This is a genomic window from Methylorubrum salsuginis (assembly GCF_900114375.1).
GTDB lineage: Bacteria > Pseudomonadota > Alphaproteobacteria > Rhizobiales > Beijerinckiaceae > Methylobacterium > Methylobacterium salsuginis.
Genome location: NZ_FOSV01000026.1, coordinates 1 through 17386 on the forward strand (window position 1 = coordinate 1; position 17386 = coordinate 17386).

Consider the following 17386-nt stretch of genomic DNA (forward strand, 5'->3'; position numbering starts at 1 on the left):
CCGGTCTGGTCGGTGCCGACGGCGCGACCCATGCGGGCGCGTTCGATCTGGCCTATCTCTGCTGCCTGCCGAACATGACGGTGATGGCGGCCGCCGACGAGGCCGAGCTGGTCCACATGGTGGCGACCGCGCATGCCCACGACAGCGGCCCGATCGCGCTGCGCTATCCCCGCGGCGAGGGCGTCGGCGTCGAGCTTCCCGAGAAGGGCGAGGTTCTGGCCATCGGCCGCGGCCGGGTGGTGCGCCGTCCCGAGGGGGCGCGGGTGGCGCTGCTGTCGCTCGGCACGCGGCTGTCGGAGGCGCTGAAGGCGGCGGACGCGCTGGAGGCCGAGGGCGTGGCGGTGACGGTGGCGGATGCGCGCTTCGCCAAGCCGCTCGACGCGGAGCTGGTGGTGGATCTCGCGGGCAGCCACGAGGTTCTGGTGACGGTCGAGGAGGGCTCGGTCGGCGGCTTCGGGGCGATGGTGCTGCATCTGCTGGCCGAGCGCGGCGTGCTGGATGCCGGCCAGGTCCGGGTGCGGACCCTGACGCTGCCGGACATCTACCAGGACCACGACAAGCCGGAGAAGATGTACGCCGAGGCCGGCCTCGACGCCGAGGGCATCCTCAAAGCCGTGCGTGCCGCGCTGCCGCCGCGCGCGGTGGAGGAGCCGCGCGAGAGCAGCGTGGTGAATCTGAAACGATAAGCTGCCCCCAAGCCCTCCCCCCTCTGCGGGGGGAGGGTGGCCCCCGAAGGGGGTCGGGAGAGGGGAGCGCCGGTGCCGCTTGGTCGCCGTCGACCCGAACTCTCCGGAAGCGTCGTCCCCTCTCCCGCCTCGCATCCGCGAGGCACCCTCCCCCGCGGAGGGGGAGGGTTTGAGCGTTGGCGACCTACTTGATCACCGCGCAGGCGATCCGTGGGCCGGCGCCGCCGATCGGCTGGGTGGTGTGGTCGTCCTCGTTGGCGTGGACGATCAGAGCCGAGCCGTCGCCGTCGCGTAGGCCCCCCTCGCCGGTCAGCGGCGTCTCGCTGGAGACCTCCGCGTTCACCGAGCCGTCGGCGGCGGCGTAGACGTTGGGGAGGTCGCCCTCGTCCGGGCCGTCGGGGTTGAGCAGCCCGTGCTTGCTCTGGTCGTGGTTCACGTGGGACTTCGACTTCTCGAACTTCTCCGGGTCCGAGCAGTCGCCGACCGCGTGGAAATGGATGCCGTGCCAACCGGGGGGCAGGCCGCCGGGCTGGACCGTCACCCGCATGACGAGCGAGTTCGCCCCGTCGCGGATCATGATCTTGCCGATGGTCTCGCCCTTGCCGTTGGTGATGGCGCTCTCGTAGGTCTGCGGCGCCGAGGCCTCCTCCTTCGCGGGTTCCTTCGTAGGCTCCTTGGCGGGCGCCTGCGCCAAGGCGGGCACGCAGAAGGCCGCGAGCGCGGCCGCGGCCAGCGGGAGGCGTCGGTTGGCACGGGTCATGAGACCGCTCATCTGTCCTCGCATGGGTCGTTCGTCTCCCGATGGCGACCGCCCGGCGCGGGGCGACCGCTTGTGACCTTGCTTGTGCCCTCGGGGGGAACCGGATTATCCGACCCCGGCGCGGGCGCTCGAAGCCGCACCGCGCATTGGACCCGCTCAAGGTAAGGCGTGGCGGGGCTGCGCGACAGGGGCACCGGGGCGGCCGCCGTCACGATCCGCCCTTCACGAATCCGCGGGGCCGCGAAGAGAGACTTGAGAGAACGAGGATGACGGGCGAACGCCTCCGTGCCGACCGGGTGCTGGTCGAGCGCGGCCATTTCCGCAGCCGGGCGCAGGCGCGGGCCGCGATCGAGGCCGGCCTCGTCTTCGCCGACGGCTGCCCGGTGACGCGCCCCTCCGCCCCGATCGCCGCGGATGCGCGGATCGAGGCCGCCGCCCCGCATCCCTACGTCTCCCGCGGCGGGCTGAAGCTTAGCCCCGCCCTCGACGCGTTCGAACTCGATCCCGCCGGCCTGCCCTGCCTCGATGTCGGCGCCTCGACCGGCGGCTTCACCGACGTGCTGCTGCGCCGCGGCGCGGCCCATGTCCACGCCGTCGATGTCGGCCGTGACCAGTTCGACGCCGCCTTGCGCACCGACCCACGCGTCAGCTTGCGCGAGGGCACCGACATCCGCGCCCTCGACGCGCTCGACCCGGTCCCGCAATTTGCCGTCGTCGACGTGAGCTTCATCGGCCTGCGCCTCGTCCTGCCGAAGGTCGCGGAGTTGCTGGCGGGGGAGGCGGCGCTGGTGGCGCTGATCAAGCCGCAATTCGAGGCCGGGCGCGAGCGGGTCGGGCGCGGCGGCATCGTCCGCGACGAGGCCGTGCATGCGGATGTCTGCGAGGCGGTGCGGACCCTTCTCACCGATCTCGGCTTCACCCCCCTCGGCCTGATCCCCTCCCCCATCGAGGGCGGCGACGGCAACCGCGAATTCCTGATCGGCGCCAAGAAAACGAATGATGCGAACCCATCATGTCTGAATCTGAGACCCTGACCATCGCCCGTCTCGGCGCCCGCGGCGATGGGATCGCCGAGGACGGCCTGCCCGTGCCCGGCGCCCTGCCCGGCGAGCGCGTGCAGGTGCGCCGCGAGGGCCGCCACGGCACCCTGGTGGCCGTCGAGACGCCCTCCCTTGAGCGCATCGAACCGTTCTGCCCATACTATTCGGCCTGCGGCGGCTGCGCCGTGCAGCACCTCGCGCCCGAGCCCTACGCGGCGTGGAAGCGCGGCATCGTCGAGGGCGCGCTGGCCCAGGCGCGGATCGAGACGGAGTTGGCGCCCCTGCTGGACGCGCGGGGTGAAGGACGGCGGCGCATCGTGCTGCATGTGCGCGAGATCGAGGGCCGGGCCGAGGCCGGGCTGATGGCGGCGCGCAGCCACGCGCTGGTGCCGCTCGACCATTGCCCGATCACCGTGCCGGGTCTGCACCGGGCGCCCGCGGTCGCGGAAGCGCTCGCCGCCCCGCTCGGCCACGGCCGCAAGCCCCTCGACATGGCGGTGACCGCCGCGGGTGCCGGGCTCGACGTGGATATCCGCGGCCACGGGCCGGTGAGCGAGGGCGTGCGCGGCGTGCTGACCCGGCTCGCCGGCGAACTCGACCTCGCCCGGCTGTCGCTGCACGGCGATGTCGTGGTGGAGCGCCGGGGACCCGCCGTCGGCGAGGGCATGGCCCGGCGGGTGCCCCCGCCTGGCGGCTTTCTCCAGGCGACGGCGGCGGGCGAGGCGGCGCTGACCCAGCTCGTGCTGGAGCCGATGGGCAAGGCCAAGCGCGTCGCCGACCTGTTTTGCGGCAGCGGCCCCTTCGCGCTCGCGCTCGCGGCGACCGGCCGCGAGGTTCATGCCGCCGAGGGCGACGCCGCCTCGATCCAGGCGCTGACCCGCGCCTATCGGGCGGCGGCCGGGCTGTCGCGGATCACGGCCGAGGCGCGCGACCTGTTCCGCCGTCCGCTGCTCGGGCCCGAACTCGACCGCCTCGACGCGGTGGTGTTCGACCCGCCGCGGGCGGGCGCGGAGGCGCAGGCGCGCCGGCTCGCCGAATCCAAGGTGCCGCTGGTGGTGGGGGTCGCCTGCGACGCCGGCACCTTCGCCCGCGACGCCGCCATCCTGATCGCGGGCGGCTACCGGCTGGAGCGGGTCACGCCGGTCGATCAGTTCGCGTGGTCGGGCCATGTCGAACTGGTCGGCATCTTTCGCAAGACCGCCCCTAAGCCGAGGCGCCTTCGCTAGGCTCTTGTGCTGCATCGGCTTTTTCCGAAAGCCGGTTCCCACCTTTCGGGCCGATGCTCGAAGTCAGGGGTTCCAAGGGCGAGCCCTCGGCGGGTCCGGGCGGAGCCCGGATTCTTCGAGCGCTTCCGCGAGATCCGCAGGATCGACGCGGAAATCCCGCAGGAAATCCGGCTTCTCCGACACCACCCGCGGCCCGAACACGGCGTGGTAGGCCAGCCCGCAGGCCACCGCGATCTCCCAGTAGAACGGGTCTTCCCAGCCCTCGGGCACGAGGTGGATCACCGGGGTACCGGGGCGGCAGAACACGGTGTTGGCCATGCCGGCGCCGGCGATGCCGACGACGACCTCGGCCTGCGCGAACCGGATCGCCTGCTGGCGCGGGCTCAGGGTCTCGGGGTCGATCACGGTGAAGCCGTGGCGGGCGAGCAGCGTCATCACGCCCTCGCGCGCCACCAGCGCCCGGCCGCGGTCCGGCTGGCGGTCGATGAACAGGCGGCGCTCCGGGGGGCGTCCGAGCCGGCGCAGCCGCTGCCACAGGCGCGGCATCCGGGTGCGGCGGCGGATTTTTTCGCGCAGGAAGCGGAGCGCATCCGGGGACTTGCGGTCGTTCGGCAGGCCGCAGGGGGTGGCGTGGTGAAGGCGGGCGAAGTGGTAGGTCTTGGTGCGGTCGAGGAAGCGCACGGTGACATCGCGCGGATCGCCGAGGAACAGGGCGACGGAGCGCGCCCGCGCGGCATCGACATGGGGCACGTAGGCCACGAGCGCGACGGTGACCGGTTGGCCGGGATAGCGGGCGCGGAGCGGGGCGAGTGCCCGCAGGCGCGGCAGGTCGTCGATCAGCCAGTGGCCATAATTGAACGAGCCGCCGGAGTTGAGGAGGAAGGTCAGGCCGTCCGCGCCGATGGTCTCGTCGTCCTGCTCCGGGTCCGGTCTCGGCCCCGGGGTGACGTGGCGCTCCTGCGGGCGGACCGTCTCGAACAGGATTTCAAGGTGCCCGTCCTCCAGCGTGTAGAGCGCGTTGCCGGAGAGACGGATGTCGCAGGATTCGAGCAGCAGCGTCGGCGGTACGGCCGAGAATTTTTCCGCGAAGCGCGCCGCCTGGGCCCCGCGAAACGCCGCGCCGCCGCCGTGCAGGCGGGGCACGCCGGGATCACGGGCGGGGCAGCCGGGAAAGACCGTGTCGAGGACGCGGGTGTGGCGCGCGATCCGGCCCGAGAGACGGGCCAGCAGGCCGGCATCGCCCGGAAACCCGCCCTCGCCATAGAGACGCGCGGCCTCGCAGGAGAGGACGAGGTTTTGTTCGCTCAGCCAGTTCGGGGGCGCTGGTTGCGTCGGCTCGCCCGTCAACCGTGCCCTCCCCCGTCGGCTTCGCCGCGCGGGTTAGCACGGCGCGAAGCCCAGCGGGACGCGCTCAGAACAGCTCGCCCTGAACCATGGCGCGGGGCGGCGGCTCCGCCCGGGTGCGGCCGACCGGCTCGATCAAGGCCGGATCGTCGTGGCGGGTGCCGTTGACGCGCTCGCTCACGGCGTCGAGCCGCAGCCATTCGTCGGGGCAGGGACGGCAGAGCCGGGCGGCTTCGGGGGCGTCCACCCGGGGGTCGAGCCACGCTTCCACCGCCTCCGGGCTCAGGATCGCGGGCATGCGCTCGTGGATCGCGCTGAGCGTGCCGTTGGCCGAGCAGGTGACGATGGCCCCCGTATCGACCTCCGAGCCGTCGGCCCCGGCCCAGGGCTCCCACAGGCCGGCGAGCGCCATCGGCGCGTCATCCGTTCGACGCACCGCGAAGGGCTGCTTGACCGCGCCCTTGCCGGTGCCCTCGCGGCGCCACTCGTAGAAGCCGTCGGCAAGGAAGACGCAGCGGCGATGCCGCAGCGCCCCGCGGAAGGCCGGCTTCTCGGCGGCCGATTCGATGCGGGCGTTGAACAGCACCGGAAAACCGCTCGGGTCCTTGAGCCAAGTAGGCCACAGGCCCCAGCGCACGAGGCGAAAATGCCGCTCGCCCTGCTCGGTCAGCACGACGGGCACCGGCTGGGTCGGGGCGATGTTGTAGCGGCCGGGGAAGTTCGGTCGCTCGGAATAGCGGTAGACCGTCCGGTAGACCTCCGGTGCCTGGGCGATGAAGAAGCGTCCGCACATTTTTTGGATTTGGGGTGCGGAGGGACCGAGGATCAAGGCGTCACAACGCGCCCCGCACAGAAATGGTTTTTCTTGTTTGGCCTCAAGCGCCGACGGCCGCGTCCGCGTCCTTAGGCTTCTCGCTCCGCTGGACGCCTCGGCTGGCGCCGAGGCCCGCTCCGCGCGGCGCTCTTCGCGCCGGGCATACGGTGCCATCGCTCGGATCGAGCGATGGCTCTCGCTCCGACCATATGTCCCGTTGCGCCCGGCCGCCGCGGCGCTACGTTGGCGGCCATGACATCCCCCGCGACGGCGACCGGTTCCGAGCCCGTCCTGCAGGTGCGGGCCGTGCCGGGCCTCGCCCGGTTCGAGGCCGCCGAGTGGGACGCCTGTGCCACCTCCCCCGAGACCCTCTCGGCCGGTGACGAGACCTTCAACCCGTTCGTCTCCCACGCCTTCCTCTCGGCGCTGGAAGAGTCGGGCTGCGTCTCCCGCCGCACCGGTTGGCTGCCGTTGCATGTGCGGGTCGAGCGCGAGGGCCGGCTCGTCGGCGCCGCGCCCTGCTACCTGAAGTCTCACAGTCAGGGCGAATACGTGTTCGACCACGGCTGGGCCGACGCCTACGAGCGGGCCGGCGGCAATTACTACCCGAAACTCCAGGTCAGCGTGCCGTTCACCCCCGTCACTGGCCCGCGCTTCCTGATCGCGCCGGGCGAGGATGCGGATGCGGCCGCCTCCGCCATCGTTGCGGGCCTTAGGGCGCTGCGCGAGGAGACGCAGGCCTCCTCGATCCACGCCACCTTCCTGCGGGAGCGCGAATCCGATCAGGCGGAAGCCCTCGGGATGTTGCCGCGGATCGACCAGCAGTTCCACTGGATCAACGAGGGTTATTCCACCTTCGACGATTTCCTGAGGGCCCTGGCCTCGCGCAAGCGCAAGGCGATCAAGCGCGAGCGGCGCGACGCGCTCGCCCAAGGCATCACCATCGAGCACCGCACCGGGGCGGAGATCACGGAAGCCGACTGGGACGCGTTCTACGCGTTCTATCAGGACACCGGCGCCCGCAAATGGGGCCGGCCCTATCTCAACCGGCACTTCTTCTCGCTGATCGGCGAGCGGATGGCGGATCGCATCCTGCTCGTCATCGCCCGAAAGGACGGGCGGCCGATTGCGGGCGCCATCAACTTCATCGGCGACACCGCGCTCTACGGGCGCAACTGGGGCTGCCTGGAGGACCACCCGTTCCTGCATTTCGAGGTCTGCTACTATCAGGCGATCGATTTCGCCCTCTCGCGCGGCCTCAAGCGGGTGGAAGCCGGCGCGCAGGGCGAGCACAAGCTTGCCCGCGGCTACCGCCCGGTCGCGATGCACTCGGCCCACGATTTCGCCGATGCGGGCCTCGGCCGCGCGGTCGGCGACTATCTCAAGCGCGAGCGGGCCGCCGTGCGCGCGGCCATCGACGAATACGCGCAGATGTCGCCGTTTCGCCGCGGCGGACAGGACCACGAGGATTCATGAGCCCGATCGACCGCATCCGCACCTACGCCGACGAGTTGACCGCCCTCCGGCGCGACCTCCACGCCCATCCCGAGATCGGCTTCGAGGAGGTGCGGACGTCGGGGATCGTGGCCGAGCACCTCGAACGCTTCGGCATCGAGGTCCACCGGGGCTTGGGGCGCACCGGCGTGGTCGGCGTGCTCCGGGGGCGGCCGGGCGCGCGCCGGATCGGCCTGCGCGCCGACATGGACGCCCTGCCGATCACCGAGGAGACCAACCTCCCCTACCGCTCGACCACGCCGGGCAAGATGCACGCCTGCGGGCATGACGGGCACACCACCATGCTGGTGGGGGCCGCCCGCTACCTCGCCGAGACCCGCGACTTCGACGGCACGGCGGTGTTCGTGTTCCAGCCCGCGGAAGAGGGCTTAGGGGGCGCCCGCGCCATGATCGCCGACGGGCTGTTCGAACGCTTTCCGGTCGATGAGATCTACGCGCTGCACAACGCGCCGCAGGGGCCGCACGGCGTGTTCCAGACCCGCACCGGGCCGATGATGGCGGCGGCCGACTTCTTCGACATCCGCATCACCGGGCGCGGCGCGCACGCGGCGATGCCGCAGCAGGGCATCGACCCGATCGTGATCGCCACCGGTCTCGCCCAGGCGATGCAGTCGATCGTCAGCCGCAACAGCGACCCGCTCAAGGCCGCGGTGGTCTCGATCACGCAGATCCACGCGGGCGCAGCCTACAACGTCATCCCCGAGGGCGCGCATCTGGCCGGCACCGTGCGGACCTTCGACGCCACCTTGCGCAAGCTCGTGGGCGAGCGCATCCGCGAGCTGGCGCAGGGGTTCGCCGCGGCCTACGGCGCCACCATCGAGGTCGATCTGCGCGACGTGTTCTCGGTGCTCGACAACAGCGCCGAGCAGGCGCGAGCCGCGGCCGAGATCGCGAGCGAGCTGTTCGGCGCCGACAAGGTCGATGCCGACACGATCCCGCGCATGGGCAGCGAGGATTTCGCCGACATGGTCGCGGCGGTGCCCGGCGCCTATGCGTGGCTCGGCGCGACGCCGGGGCCGGGCCTGCACAATGCGAGCTTCGATTTCGACGACAGTTTGATTCCGCTGGGCGCGGCGTATCTGGCGCGGGTGGTGGAGCGGCGGGCCAGGGCCTGACTCGGGCTTCTCATCCCCGCGCGGCCGGCCGGATGCGGCGCCTCTCCTCCCCTTTGCGGGGAGGAGCCGGAGGCGGGCCTTCTGCCCGACCCCCACCCCTGACCCCTCCCCGCAAGGGGGAGGGGAACGCGCTCTTCGTGGCTCCCTCTGCCCAGCGGAGACGTTGTGAGGCCTTCAGGCCGGCACGGCCGAGCCGGGCGGGGCCGCCTGCGGGCCGGTGGGGGCGCGGGCCGGGCTTGCGGCGGGCGTTTCCGGGGCCTTCGTCACGACATCCGTCTTCCCGGCATCCGTCGGGGCATTCGTCTTCGCCGCATCCGTCGTCGCGGCGTGGGCCTTGCGGTCCTGGATCTCGATGAACACCCGCTTCACGTCCGGGCTCTTGGCCTTGATGCGCCGCTCCAGCCGGCCCACCGTCTGCTCCACCTCGCCCGCGGGAATCTCGTCGGCGAAGTCGAGGCTGAGGTTCACGAGGATGTCGGAGGGGCCGAGATGCTGGGTCAGCACCTCGTTGACGTGGCGCACCGCCGGCTCCTCGCGCACCGCGGCGTCGATCGAGCGGACCACCTCCGGGTCGGCGGCCTCGCCGATCAGCAAGCCGTGGGTCTCGAACATCAGGAAGATCGACATGCCGATCAGCACGACGCCGATGCCGATCGAGGCCCAGCCGTCGAGCACCGGCATGTCGAGCAGATGCGCCGCCACCACGCCCGTCATGGCGATGAGAAGGCCGATCAGCGCCGCCACGTCCTCGACCAGGATCGTGTAGAGCGACGGGTCCTTGCTGCGCTGGATCGCGGTGATCGCGGTGCGGTCGCCCTTCTCGGCCCAGAAGGCCTTGAGCGCGACCATGCAGGAATAGCCTTCCGCCATGATGGCGAAGCCGAGGATCGAGACGTTCACCCAGAAGCCCGAGAGGTGGAAGCCGAGGAGGGTCGCGTCGGCGGAGGGCTCGGGATGCTGGATCTTGTGGGCGCCCTCGTAGATCGCGAAGATGCCGCCGCCGAGGAAGATGAACAGCGCGACGATGAAGGCGTAGAAATACACCTCGCGGCCGTAGCCGAAGGGGTGCTTGGCATCCGCCGGCTTCTCCGCCCGCTTGAGGCCGACCAGCAGCAGGATCTGGTTGGCGGTGTCGACCAGCGAATGCGCGCCCTCCGCCAGCATCGCCGTCGAGCCGGTCAGGAAGGCGCCGACGAACTTCGCCGCCGCGATGGCGAGGTTGGCCCCCGCTGCCGTGTAGATCGCACCCGTGCTCTCGGCCATTCTCGCGCTCCCGCTCGGCGCCCCGGAAGCGTCGCCGTCGTCATGGGGCATCCAACGCGCGCATGGGCCGCATGGTTCGACGCGGATGGGCCGGGATGATTTTTCGCAGTCGACGGCTCGGGCCGGCCCGTGCAACGTGCCGGGCGAGTGGAGAACGCTGCATGACGTCGCCGTATGATCCCGACAACATCTTCGCGAAAATCCTGCGCGGGGAGATTCCGGCCCATAAGGTCTACGAGGACGCGCACACGCTCGCCTTCATGGACGTGATGCCCCAGGGCGAAGGGCACACTCTGGTGATTCCCAAGGCGCCGAGCCGCGGCCTGCTCGATGCCGAGCCGGCGACGCTCGCCGCGCTGATCGCCAGCGTGCAACGGGTCGGGCGTGCGGTGAGACAAGCGTTCTCGGCCGACGGGCTCACCGTGTTCCAGTTCAACGAGCCGGCGGGCGGGCAGACGGTATTCCACCTGCACGTTCACGTGATCCCGCGCCGCGAGGGCGTGGCGCTCAAGCGCCACGAGGGCGGCATGGCCGACAACGCGGTGCTGGCCGAGCACGCCGCGCGAATTCGCGCCGCACTGGACGAGATGGCGTGACGACCCGCTCAAGCCCGGCGGTCTGATACGGTTTCTGCTTAATTCGAGCGGGGACCGTATCGGCAAGCCCGCGCGGCCCTTGAGCGAAGCCCAAATCCGCCATCCCGAAGGGATCGAGCGGATTCGGTATGAGTCCAACTCATACCAAGCGGCACGGAACCGGACCGATGGTCCTGTTCCGTGCGTCCGGCGCACGCCCGCCGTCGCGGGGGCAATCGGCGATGCGTCAGGATCATCGCCGATGGCTATCAGGCCGCGCTGGCCTTGCCGGCGCTGAGCGTCGTGAGCACCGAGCGCAGGGCCGCGTTCTCGGCTTCCAGCTCGGCGATCCGGCGCAGCAGCACGGTGATGGACGCGTCGGGCATCGGTGCCGGATCGGCGGCGGCCGGTTTCGCCGGGTGTTCGGCGAAGGCGATGCCGACGCCGCCGTCGCGGCGCCAGCGCAGGGTGGCCCGGAAGGTCTCATCCTTCTGCGGGATGTAGAGGTCGAACACCTCGGGCAGGGTGCTGGTCTCGGAGAGCTCCAGTCGTGCGCCGGTCTCCGACATATCGCGGACCAGGCAGTCCATCGAGGACGCGCCCTTGTTGAAGAGGATTCGCCCCTTCAGGAAGGTCCGCTTGCGGATGTCCTGGCGCTGCTCGCTGCTCATGGTGTCGGCCTCCGGCCCCGACGATTCCCGCGAACCTACGACACAGCCCTTAAGGAAAGCTCGACGGAATCCGCGATTCGGCGGTCAGGAGGCCCGGTCGTCGAGCGCCTGGAACAGGTAGAAGCCGTTGAAGCGCACGGCAGTGGCGGCGGCGCGGTCGTCGAAGCCGGGGGGAGGGGCGGCATCCGCGTCGATCTTGCCGCCGAAGATCCAGCGGCGGCCGCCGACGAAGCGCGGCACGGCGCGGCTCTCCGGCACGGCGCAGCAAAGGGCCTCGCCCCCCTTCCGCCGGAACACGTTGTAGCTGCGCATCGGTGGCCTCCGCTTCGCCGCACCCTCGGCCGGGCGGATAGCCCGGCAATCGGTCCGGTTTGTGTCGGCAGGACACAGGCAAGTCGGCAAGACCGGCGGCGCGTGCGCGGGCGCACGGAGCGGGCTCACGGTGCGGAACGGTTTCGCGCGAACTGCTGCTTATCGGGAGGCCTGCTTCCCGCCTTCACCCCGTCGGCACGTTCCGCTCCAATTCGTCCAGCCACGCCCGCGCGGTGGAATCGGACGGCGCGCGCCAGTCGCCCCGAGGCGACAGGGCGCCGCCCGCCGAGACCTTGGGACCGTTGGGGAGCGCCGAGCGCTTGAACTGGCTGAAGCGGAAGAACCGGTCGAGGAACACGGACAGCCAGCGCCGGATCGTCGACAGATCGTAGGCGACCCGCTTGGCCTCCGGGAAATCCGGCGGCCAGTCGCCGGCCCCTGCGTCTCCCCAGGCGTGCAGCGCCAGGAACGCGATCTTGGAGGGCGCGAAGCCGTGGCGCAGCGTGAACCAGAGATTGAAGTCTTGCAGCGCGTAGGGGCCGATCTTGGCTTCCGTGCTCTGCGGCCCCTCCCCCTCGGTGGCCGGCACGAGTTCGGGCGAAATCTCGGTGTCGAGCACGGCCCGCAGCGTCCGGTTCTCGTCCGCGCCGAACTGCCCGGAGGCGATGACCCAGCGGATCAGGTGCTGGATCAGGGTCTTGGGCACGCCGGCGTTGACGCCGTAATGACTCATCTGGTCGCCGACGCCGTAGGTCGACCAGCCGAGCGCCAGCTCCGACAGGTCGCCGGTGCCGATGACGATGCCGCCGTGCTGGTTGGCGAGCCGAAACAGGTAATCGGTGCGAAGCCCCGCCTGCACGTTCTCGAAGGTGACGTCGTAGACCGCCTCGCCCCGCCCGAACGGATGGCCCATGTCGGAGAGCATCTGCCGGGCGGCGGGGCGGATGTCGATCTCCTCGAACGTCGTGCCGATCGCCCGCATCAGCGCGTGGGCGTTGGTCTTCGTCTCGTCCGAGGTGGCGAAGCCCGGCAGGGTGTAGGCCAGGATGTCCTTTCGCGGCAGGCCGAGGCGGTCGAAGGCCTTGGCGACCACGATCAGCGCGTGGGTCGAATCGAGCCCGCCCGAGACGCCGATCACCGCCCGCTTGGTGCCGGTGGCGGAGAGCCGCTGGGCGAGGCCCGCGACCTGAATGTTGTAGGCCTCGTAGCAATCCTGGGCGAGGCGGGCCGGATCGGAAGGCACGAAGGGAAAGCGCTCGACGCGCCGCCGAAGGCCCAGATCGCCGGACGGCGGATCGAGGCGGAAGGGGATCGTGCGGAAGGAGATCGCGCCGCGTGCCCGCGCATTGTCGTCGAGGCTGCCGGCCTGGCGCCGCTCCTGGGTCAGGAGGTCGAGGTCGATGTCGGCGAGCGTCGCCACGGGGCCTTCGGGAAAGCGCTGCCCTTCGGCCAGCCGCACGCCGTTCTCGTCGATGCTGGTCTGCCCGTCCCAGGACAGGTCGGTGGTGGATTCGCCCGTGCCCGCGGCGGCGTAGACGTAGGCGCACAGGCCCCGCATCGAGGCGGCACGGGTGAGGAGCTCGCGGGAATCGGCCCGGCCCACGGTGATCGGGCTGCCCGAGGGGTTTGCGATCACGGTCGCGCCCGCCAGCACCGCCTCCATGCCCGGCGTCTGCGGCACCCACAGGTCCTCGCAGATCTCGATGGCGAGCCGGAAGCCGGGCACGTCGTCGGCCTCAAACAGCAGGTCGGTGCCGAACGGCGCCTCGACGCCGGCGACCCGGATGGTCTCGCCGGTCAGCCCGGCGCCGGAGGCGAAGTGGCGCTTTTCGTAGAACTCCCGGTAGTTCGGCAGGTAGCTTTTGGGCACCACCCCGAGGAGCCGCCCGCCGTGGATCGCGAGCGCGGCGTTGTAGATCCGGTGGCGCCAGCGGACCGGCGCGCCGACGACGAGGACGGGGGTGAGGCGAGCGCTCGCCGCGACCAGCCGGGCGATCCCGGCCTCCACCGCGTCGAGCAGGGCGGTCTGCAGGAACAGGTCCTCGATGGCGTAGGACGAGACGCAGAGTTCGGGGAAGACCGCGAGCGCCGCGCCTTCCGCATGGCACGCCTGGGCCAGCGCCAGGATCGCCTCGACATTGGCCGCCGGGTCGCCCGGATGGCTGCGGCCGGTGCAGGCCGCGACCCGGGCGAAGCCGTGGGCGTAGAGCGAGCGGAAGGGCTTTTGCGGGGTGCTCTGGCTCACCGTAACCTCGACGCTCGCCTCGGGCCTTGCCCTCCCCATGAACGGCGGAAGGCGTAGTCAATCAACGGGTTGGCGGCGTATCCTCACCCTTGCCGGCAGCAGCGAAGGGCAAGTCCCAAAAAAGACCGCCAAGGGTCCAACCGGCCACGAGGATATCCGGTTCGGAGGCGTTGCGCATCGCACCCGCGGGACGGGCGATCCGAGGGGAGGGCAAGCGTTCGTTAACGACGATCCGCCTAACTGGGGGAGAACCGCTCCAGGGGGAGCCGGACCTTGTTTCGAGTCATCTCACAGATCATGCGCGCTTCCGGACGGCCTCCGCATTCGCATCGTGATCCGTCGCGGCCGAGCCGCGGCGGGGATCGCCTGGACCTCTCGGCGGGCGGCCTCGCCCACCGACTCATGAACCTGCGCGCCAACCTCACCCGGCGCCTCGTCGGCGCCCCGCCCGCCCCGCCGCGGGCGCTGCCGCGCGCCCTTCCGCACCCGCACGCCGCCGAAGCGGCCCTGCCCGGCCCGGACGGCTTCGAGGCCGCCGCCATGCCGAGCTGGCTCGTGCCGCCGGGCGCCATGCTCGGCCGCGCCTCTGCCCCCCAGGGCTCGCCGCATTCCTGGGAGCCGCAGGAGCCCGCCTTCGAGATGCCGGCTCCGGCCCGCCCGATGACCGCCTACGCCGATCCGGCCGATCCGGCCTTCGAGAGCCGGATCGACAGCCGCGCTTCCGGACCCGGGGTTCTCGTGCGCACGCCCCGCCGCCCCGCCGCCATCGCGCCCGAGGCGGTGCCGCTGCCGGCGGTCCATGCGATGCAGCAGGGGCTCGCCGAGGCGATGCCGCAGCTCAATCCCGAGCCCGCCGTGCGCTTCACCCGCACGCCCGACCCGGTGCTGATGGAGCGCCGCCGCCGGGCGCTGGAGGCGGAGCGCGAGGCGCAAGATCGCGCCCAGGCCCTGCTCGACGCGCAGATCGCCGCCCAAGCCGCCGCCGAGGCCGCGGCGCGGGAGGCCGAGCAGGCGCGTCTGGCCGCCCTCGAGGCTGCCGAGCGCGAGGCCGCCGAGGCCGCCGCGCGGGCGGAGGAATCGGCGCGCGCCCTTTCGGCACAGTCGGTCGAGGCCCTGCCGAGCTGGCGCCGCCCGTTCGTGCCGCCGCCGGGCGTCAGCTTCTTCCGCACCCCCGACCGTCGCCCGAAGCCCGTCGTGCCCGTCTCCCTGGAGCCCGCCGCCGTCGCGTTCGCGCCGGAGCCCGTCACGATCGACGCGGTCGCCCTCCCCGCCGCGGCGGCGTTCGAGGCACCGTTCATCCCGCCGGTCCCGGCCGAGCCGTCCGATTGGGCCGACGTTCCCGATTGGTCGGAGCTGCACGGCTGGTTCGGCCCCGCCGAGGGGCAGGTGGTCGAGGTCCGGGTCGTCGAGGTGCCGGCGCCCGAGGCCCAGGCTCCCGAATGTCACGCCTCCGCATTCGACGCCCCCGCGTTCGACGCCGTCACCGCGGCGGCTCCTGCCGCGGCGCTGTCCGCCGAGCTGGCTCGGATCGAGCCGGCTCGGGTCGAGGTGGCTCCGGTCGCGGAGCGGCCCGCCTTCCAGGTCGCGCCGCGCCGCCGGCTCCATGCCATGGCGGCCCGCGCGGCGGTCTTCCCCGCCGACGCCTACGAGGCCGCGACCGGTCCGGGCTTCATGACGGCCGCGGCGCCCGCCGCCGTCGCGGAGGCGGCCCCCTCCCCTGCCCCGCAGGATGTCGTCGTCCCGCCGGAGGTGTTCGCCCCGCAGCCGGTCGCCCAGCCGGCGCAGGCTCAGCCCTTCGCCCAACCGGTCGCCCAGCCGGCGGCGGCGGTCCAGCCGCTGACGATCCCGGCCCGCCCGGTCCTCCTGCGCAGCAAGGCCGCGCCCGCCGACGAGGCCGCCCTGATCGCCGAGGCGTTCGAGGAGCCCGTGATCGAGGCGAGCCTCGAGCCCGTCGTCGAGGAGGCCGTCGAGCAAGCCGCGTCTGCCCCCGTCGCCGCCGAGCCCGAGAACCGCCCCCGCGCGTATCTGCCCGAGCGCCCGGCCCTGATCCCGGCCGGTCGCCATCTGGAGATGACCTTCGTCGGCAACGCCGACTACACGCTGCCCTCGCTCGAATTGCTGGCCGAGCCGCCGCTGCCCGACGGCGAGGAGGTCGATGCCGACGAGTTGGAGCAGAACGCCCTCAACCTCCAGCAGACCGTGCAGGATTTCGGCGTGCGCGGCGACATCCTCGCCGTGCGCCCCGGCCCCGTCGTCACCCTCTACGAGCTGGAGCCGGCTCCGGGCACCAAATCCTCGCGCGTCATCGGCCTGTCGGACGACATCGCCCGCTCGATGTCCGCCGTCTCCGCCCGCGTCGCCGTGGTGCCGGGCCGCAACGTCATCGGCATCGAGCTGCCGAACCCGGTGCGCGAGACCGTCTACCTGCGCGAACTGCTGGCCTCGGTCGATTTCGTCGAGACCAAGCACAAGCTCGCTTTGTGCCTGGGCAAGAACATCGGCGGCGAGCCGATCATCGCCGACCTCGCCCGGATGCCGCACCTGCTCGTCGCCGGCACTACCGGCTCGGGCAAGTCGGTCGCCATCAACACCATGATCCTGTCGCTGCTCTACCGGCTCAAGCCCGAAGAGTGCCGCCTGATCATGGTCGATCCCAAGATGCTGGAACTGTCGGTCTATGACGGCATCCCGCACCTGCTCTCCCCCGTCGTCATCGACCCCAAGAAGGCGGTCATCGCCCTCAAATGGGCCGTGCGCGAGATGGAGGAGCGCTACAAGAAGATGTCCAAGATCAGCGTGCGCAACATCGACGGCTACAATGCCCGCATGAAGGAAGCCCGCAACCGCGGCGAGACCATCACCCGCACGGTCCAGACCGGCTTCGACCGCACCACCGGCGAGGCGGTCTACGAGGACCAGGACATGGACCTCAACCCCCTCCCCTACATCGTCATCGTGGTCGACGAGATGGCCGACCTGATGATGGTGGCCGGCAAGGACATCGAGGGCGCGATCCAGCGTCTCGCCCAGATGGCGCGCGCGGCGGGCATCCACCTGATCATGGCGACGCAGCGTCCCTCGGTCGACGTCATCACCGGCACGATCAAGGCGAACTTCCCGACCCGCATCTCCTTCCAGGTGACGAGCAAGATCGACTCGCGCACGATCCTGGGCGAGATGGGCGCCGAGCAGCTACTGGGCCAGGGCGACATGCTGTTCATGGCCGGCGGCGGCCGCACCACCCGCGTCCACGGCCCGTTCTGCTCGGATTCGGAAGTCGAGACCGTCGTGGCGCATCTCAAGCGCCAGGGCCGGCCCTCCTATCTCGAAGCCGTCACCGCCGACGACGGCTCCTCCGACCAGCCGGAAAAGCCCGCCAAGGGCTCCAAGGCCGCGGCCAAGGCCGAGAAGGACGATTTCGCGGAAGTCGAGGAGGCCGACGCCCCGGTCTTCGACATCGGCGCCTTCGCGGCGACCGCCGGGGCCGAGGGTGGCGAACTCTACGAGCAGGCCATCGCCGTGGTGCTGCGCGACCGCAAGGCCTCGACGAGCTACATCCAGCGCCGTCTCCAGATCGGCTACAACCGCGCCGCCTCGATCATGGAGCGGATGGAGATCGAGGGCATCGTCGGCCCGGCCAACCACGCCGGCAAGCGCGAGATCCTGGTCGAAGGCCTCGCCGGTGCGCCGTCCGGCGGTTACGACGACGAGTGACATCAAATCCGGCCCCCGTCGCATATTCGCCACAGGGGCCGGCTCTATCGCAGGCCACGATTTCGGACCCTCCGTGCCGAGGCCTGCCCGCCCCGGCCGGGGCCGC

14 protein-coding genes are annotated in these 17386 nt (G+C 71.5%); 7 read left to right on the forward strand and 7 right to left on the reverse strand.

The window, feature by feature from the left end:
- Positions 1-686: transketolase C-terminal domain-containing protein (locus BM140_RS21540; protein ID WP_280142621.1), on the forward strand; the 686-nt coding region annotated here is incomplete at its 5' end.
- Positions 687-870: 184 nt separating this feature from the next.
- Here the strand turns inward: BM140_RS21540 and BM140_RS21545 are convergent.
- Positions 871-1446: a superoxide dismutase family protein gene (locus tag BM140_RS21545; protein WP_425287078.1), complete on the reverse strand. Its 576-nt coding sequence runs from the start codon at positions 1444-1446 to the stop codon at positions 871-873.
- Positions 1447-1712: 266 nt separating this feature from the next.
- Here BM140_RS21545 and BM140_RS21550 point away from each other — a divergent pair, with 266 nt between their 5' ends.
- Both BM140_RS21550 and BM140_RS21555 read left to right on the forward strand, forming a co-directional pair.
- Positions 1713-2480 carry a TlyA family RNA methyltransferase gene (locus tag BM140_RS21550; protein WP_091950981.1) on the forward strand — a complete coding sequence of 256 codons (768 nt, stop codon included), beginning with the start codon at positions 1713-1715 and terminating at the stop codon, positions 2478-2480.
- On the forward strand, positions 2459-3712 hold the full coding sequence (locus BM140_RS21555; protein WP_091950983.1) for a class I SAM-dependent RNA methyltransferase: 1254 nt from the start codon (positions 2459-2461) through the stop codon (positions 3710-3712). Before BM140_RS21550 ends, BM140_RS21555 begins: the two co-directional genes overlap by 22 nt.
- Positions 3713-3775: 63 nt before the next feature.
- Here BM140_RS21555 and BM140_RS21560 read toward each other — a convergent pair whose 3' ends face one another.
- Both BM140_RS21560 and BM140_RS21565 read right to left on the reverse strand, forming a co-directional pair.
- Entirely contained in the window at positions 3776-5059 is a 1284-nt protein-coding gene (locus tag BM140_RS21560; protein WP_091950985.1) for a glycosyltransferase family 61 protein, read from the reverse strand.
- A 64-nt stretch (positions 5060-5123) separates the two neighbouring features.
- Positions 5124-5849, reverse strand: a complete 726-nt coding sequence (locus BM140_RS21565; protein ID WP_091950987.1) for an SOS response-associated peptidase — start codon at positions 5847-5849, stop codon at positions 5124-5126.
- A 273-nt stretch (positions 5850-6122) separates the two neighbouring features.
- Here BM140_RS21565 and BM140_RS21570 point away from each other — a divergent pair, with 273 nt between their 5' ends.
- Together BM140_RS21570 and BM140_RS21575 are read left to right on the forward strand one after the other, a co-directional pair.
- Positions 6123-7346, forward strand: a complete 1224-nt coding sequence (locus tag BM140_RS21570; protein WP_091950989.1) for a GNAT family N-acetyltransferase — start codon at positions 6123-6125, stop codon at positions 7344-7346.
- Positions 7343-8500: a M20 aminoacylase family protein gene (locus BM140_RS21575; RefSeq protein WP_091950991.1), complete on the forward strand. Its 1158-nt coding sequence runs from the start codon at positions 7343-7345 to the stop codon at positions 8498-8500. The genes BM140_RS21570 and BM140_RS21575 overlap by 4 nt, the downstream gene beginning before the upstream one ends.
- A gap of 174 nt (positions 8501-8674) precedes the next feature.
- Here BM140_RS21575 and BM140_RS21580 read toward each other — a convergent pair whose 3' ends face one another.
- Positions 8675-9763 (reverse strand): cation diffusion facilitator family transporter, encoded by a 1089-nt coding sequence (locus tag BM140_RS21580; protein WP_091950993.1) that lies wholly within the window; start codon positions 9761-9763, stop codon positions 8675-8677.
- 161 nt (positions 9764-9924) lie between these two features.
- On the opposite strand from BM140_RS21580, the gene BM140_RS21585 reads away from it, so the two are divergent.
- The gene (locus BM140_RS21585; RefSeq protein WP_091950995.1) at positions 9925-10359 is read left to right on the forward strand and encodes an HIT family protein; all 435 of its coding nucleotides are present in this window, start codon (positions 9925-9927) and stop codon (positions 10357-10359) included.
- 248 nt (positions 10360-10607) lie between these two features.
- Here BM140_RS21585 and BM140_RS21590 read toward each other — a convergent pair whose 3' ends face one another.
- From BM140_RS21590 to BM140_RS21600, 3 genes are all read right to left on the reverse strand, one after another.
- Complete coding sequence (locus BM140_RS21590; protein ID WP_091950997.1) at positions 10608-11009, reverse strand: PilZ domain-containing protein; 402 nt, start codon at positions 11007-11009, stop codon at positions 10608-10610.
- An 84-nt stretch (positions 11010-11093) separates the two neighbouring features.
- Positions 11094-11321, reverse strand: coding sequence for a hypothetical protein (locus BM140_RS21595; RefSeq protein ID WP_091950999.1), 228 nt, complete (start codon positions 11319-11321; stop codon positions 11094-11096).
- A 184-nt stretch (positions 11322-11505) separates the two neighbouring features.
- The gene (locus BM140_RS21600) at positions 11506-13605 is read right to left on the reverse strand and encodes an NAD(+) synthase (RefSeq protein ID WP_091951001.1); all 2100 of its coding nucleotides are present in this window, start codon (positions 13603-13605) and stop codon (positions 11506-11508) included.
- A 363-nt stretch (positions 13606-13968) separates the two neighbouring features.
- On the opposite strand from BM140_RS21600, the gene BM140_RS21605 reads away from it, so the two are divergent.
- Complete coding sequence (locus BM140_RS21605; protein WP_091951003.1) at positions 13969-17280, forward strand: DNA translocase FtsK; 3312 nt, start codon at positions 13969-13971, stop codon at positions 17278-17280.
- The last annotated feature ends 106 nt before the right edge of the window (positions 17281-17386 follow it).

Bases quoted from the DNA above. Each gene is read 5' to 3' on its own strand.
- BM140_RS21545 (WP_425287078.1), bottom strand. From the start codon at position 1,446: ATGACCCGTGCCAACCGACGCCTCCCGCTGGCCGCGGCCGCGCTCGCG.
- BM140_RS21550 (WP_091950981.1), top strand. From the start codon at position 1,713: ATGACGGGCGAACGCCTCCGTGCCGACCGGGTGCTGGTCGAGCGCGGC.
- BM140_RS21555 (WP_091950983.1), top strand. From the start codon at position 2,459: ATGTCTGAATCTGAGACCCTGACCATCGCCCGTCTCGGCGCCCGCGGC.
- BM140_RS21565 (WP_091950987.1), bottom strand. From the start codon at position 5,849: ATGTGCGGACGCTTCTTCATCGCCCAGGCACCGGAGGTCTACCGGACG.
- BM140_RS21570 (WP_091950989.1), top strand. From the start codon at position 6,123: ATGACATCCCCCGCGACGGCGACCGGTTCCGAGCCCGTCCTGCAGGTG.
- BM140_RS21575 (WP_091950991.1), top strand. From the start codon at position 7,343: ATGAGCCCGATCGACCGCATCCGCACCTACGCCGACGAGTTGACCGCC.
- BM140_RS21580 (WP_091950993.1), bottom strand. From the start codon at position 9,763: ATGGCCGAGAGCACGGGTGCGATCTACACGGCAGCGGGGGCCAACCTC.
- BM140_RS21585 (WP_091950995.1), top strand. From the start codon at position 9,925: ATGACGTCGCCGTATGATCCCGACAACATCTTCGCGAAAATCCTGCGC.
- BM140_RS21590 (WP_091950997.1), bottom strand. From the start codon at position 11,009: ATGAGCAGCGAGCAGCGCCAGGACATCCGCAAGCGGACCTTCCTGAAG.
- BM140_RS21595 (WP_091950999.1), bottom strand. From the start codon at position 11,321: ATGCGCAGCTACAACGTGTTCCGGCGGAAGGGGGGCGAGGCCCTTTGC.
- BM140_RS21600 (WP_091951001.1), bottom strand. From the start codon at position 13,605: ATGGGGAGGGCAAGGCCCGAGGCGAGCGTCGAGGTTACGGTGAGCCAG.
- BM140_RS21605 (WP_091951003.1), top strand. From the start codon at position 13,969: ATGAACCTGCGCGCCAACCTCACCCGGCGCCTCGTCGGCGCCCCGCCC.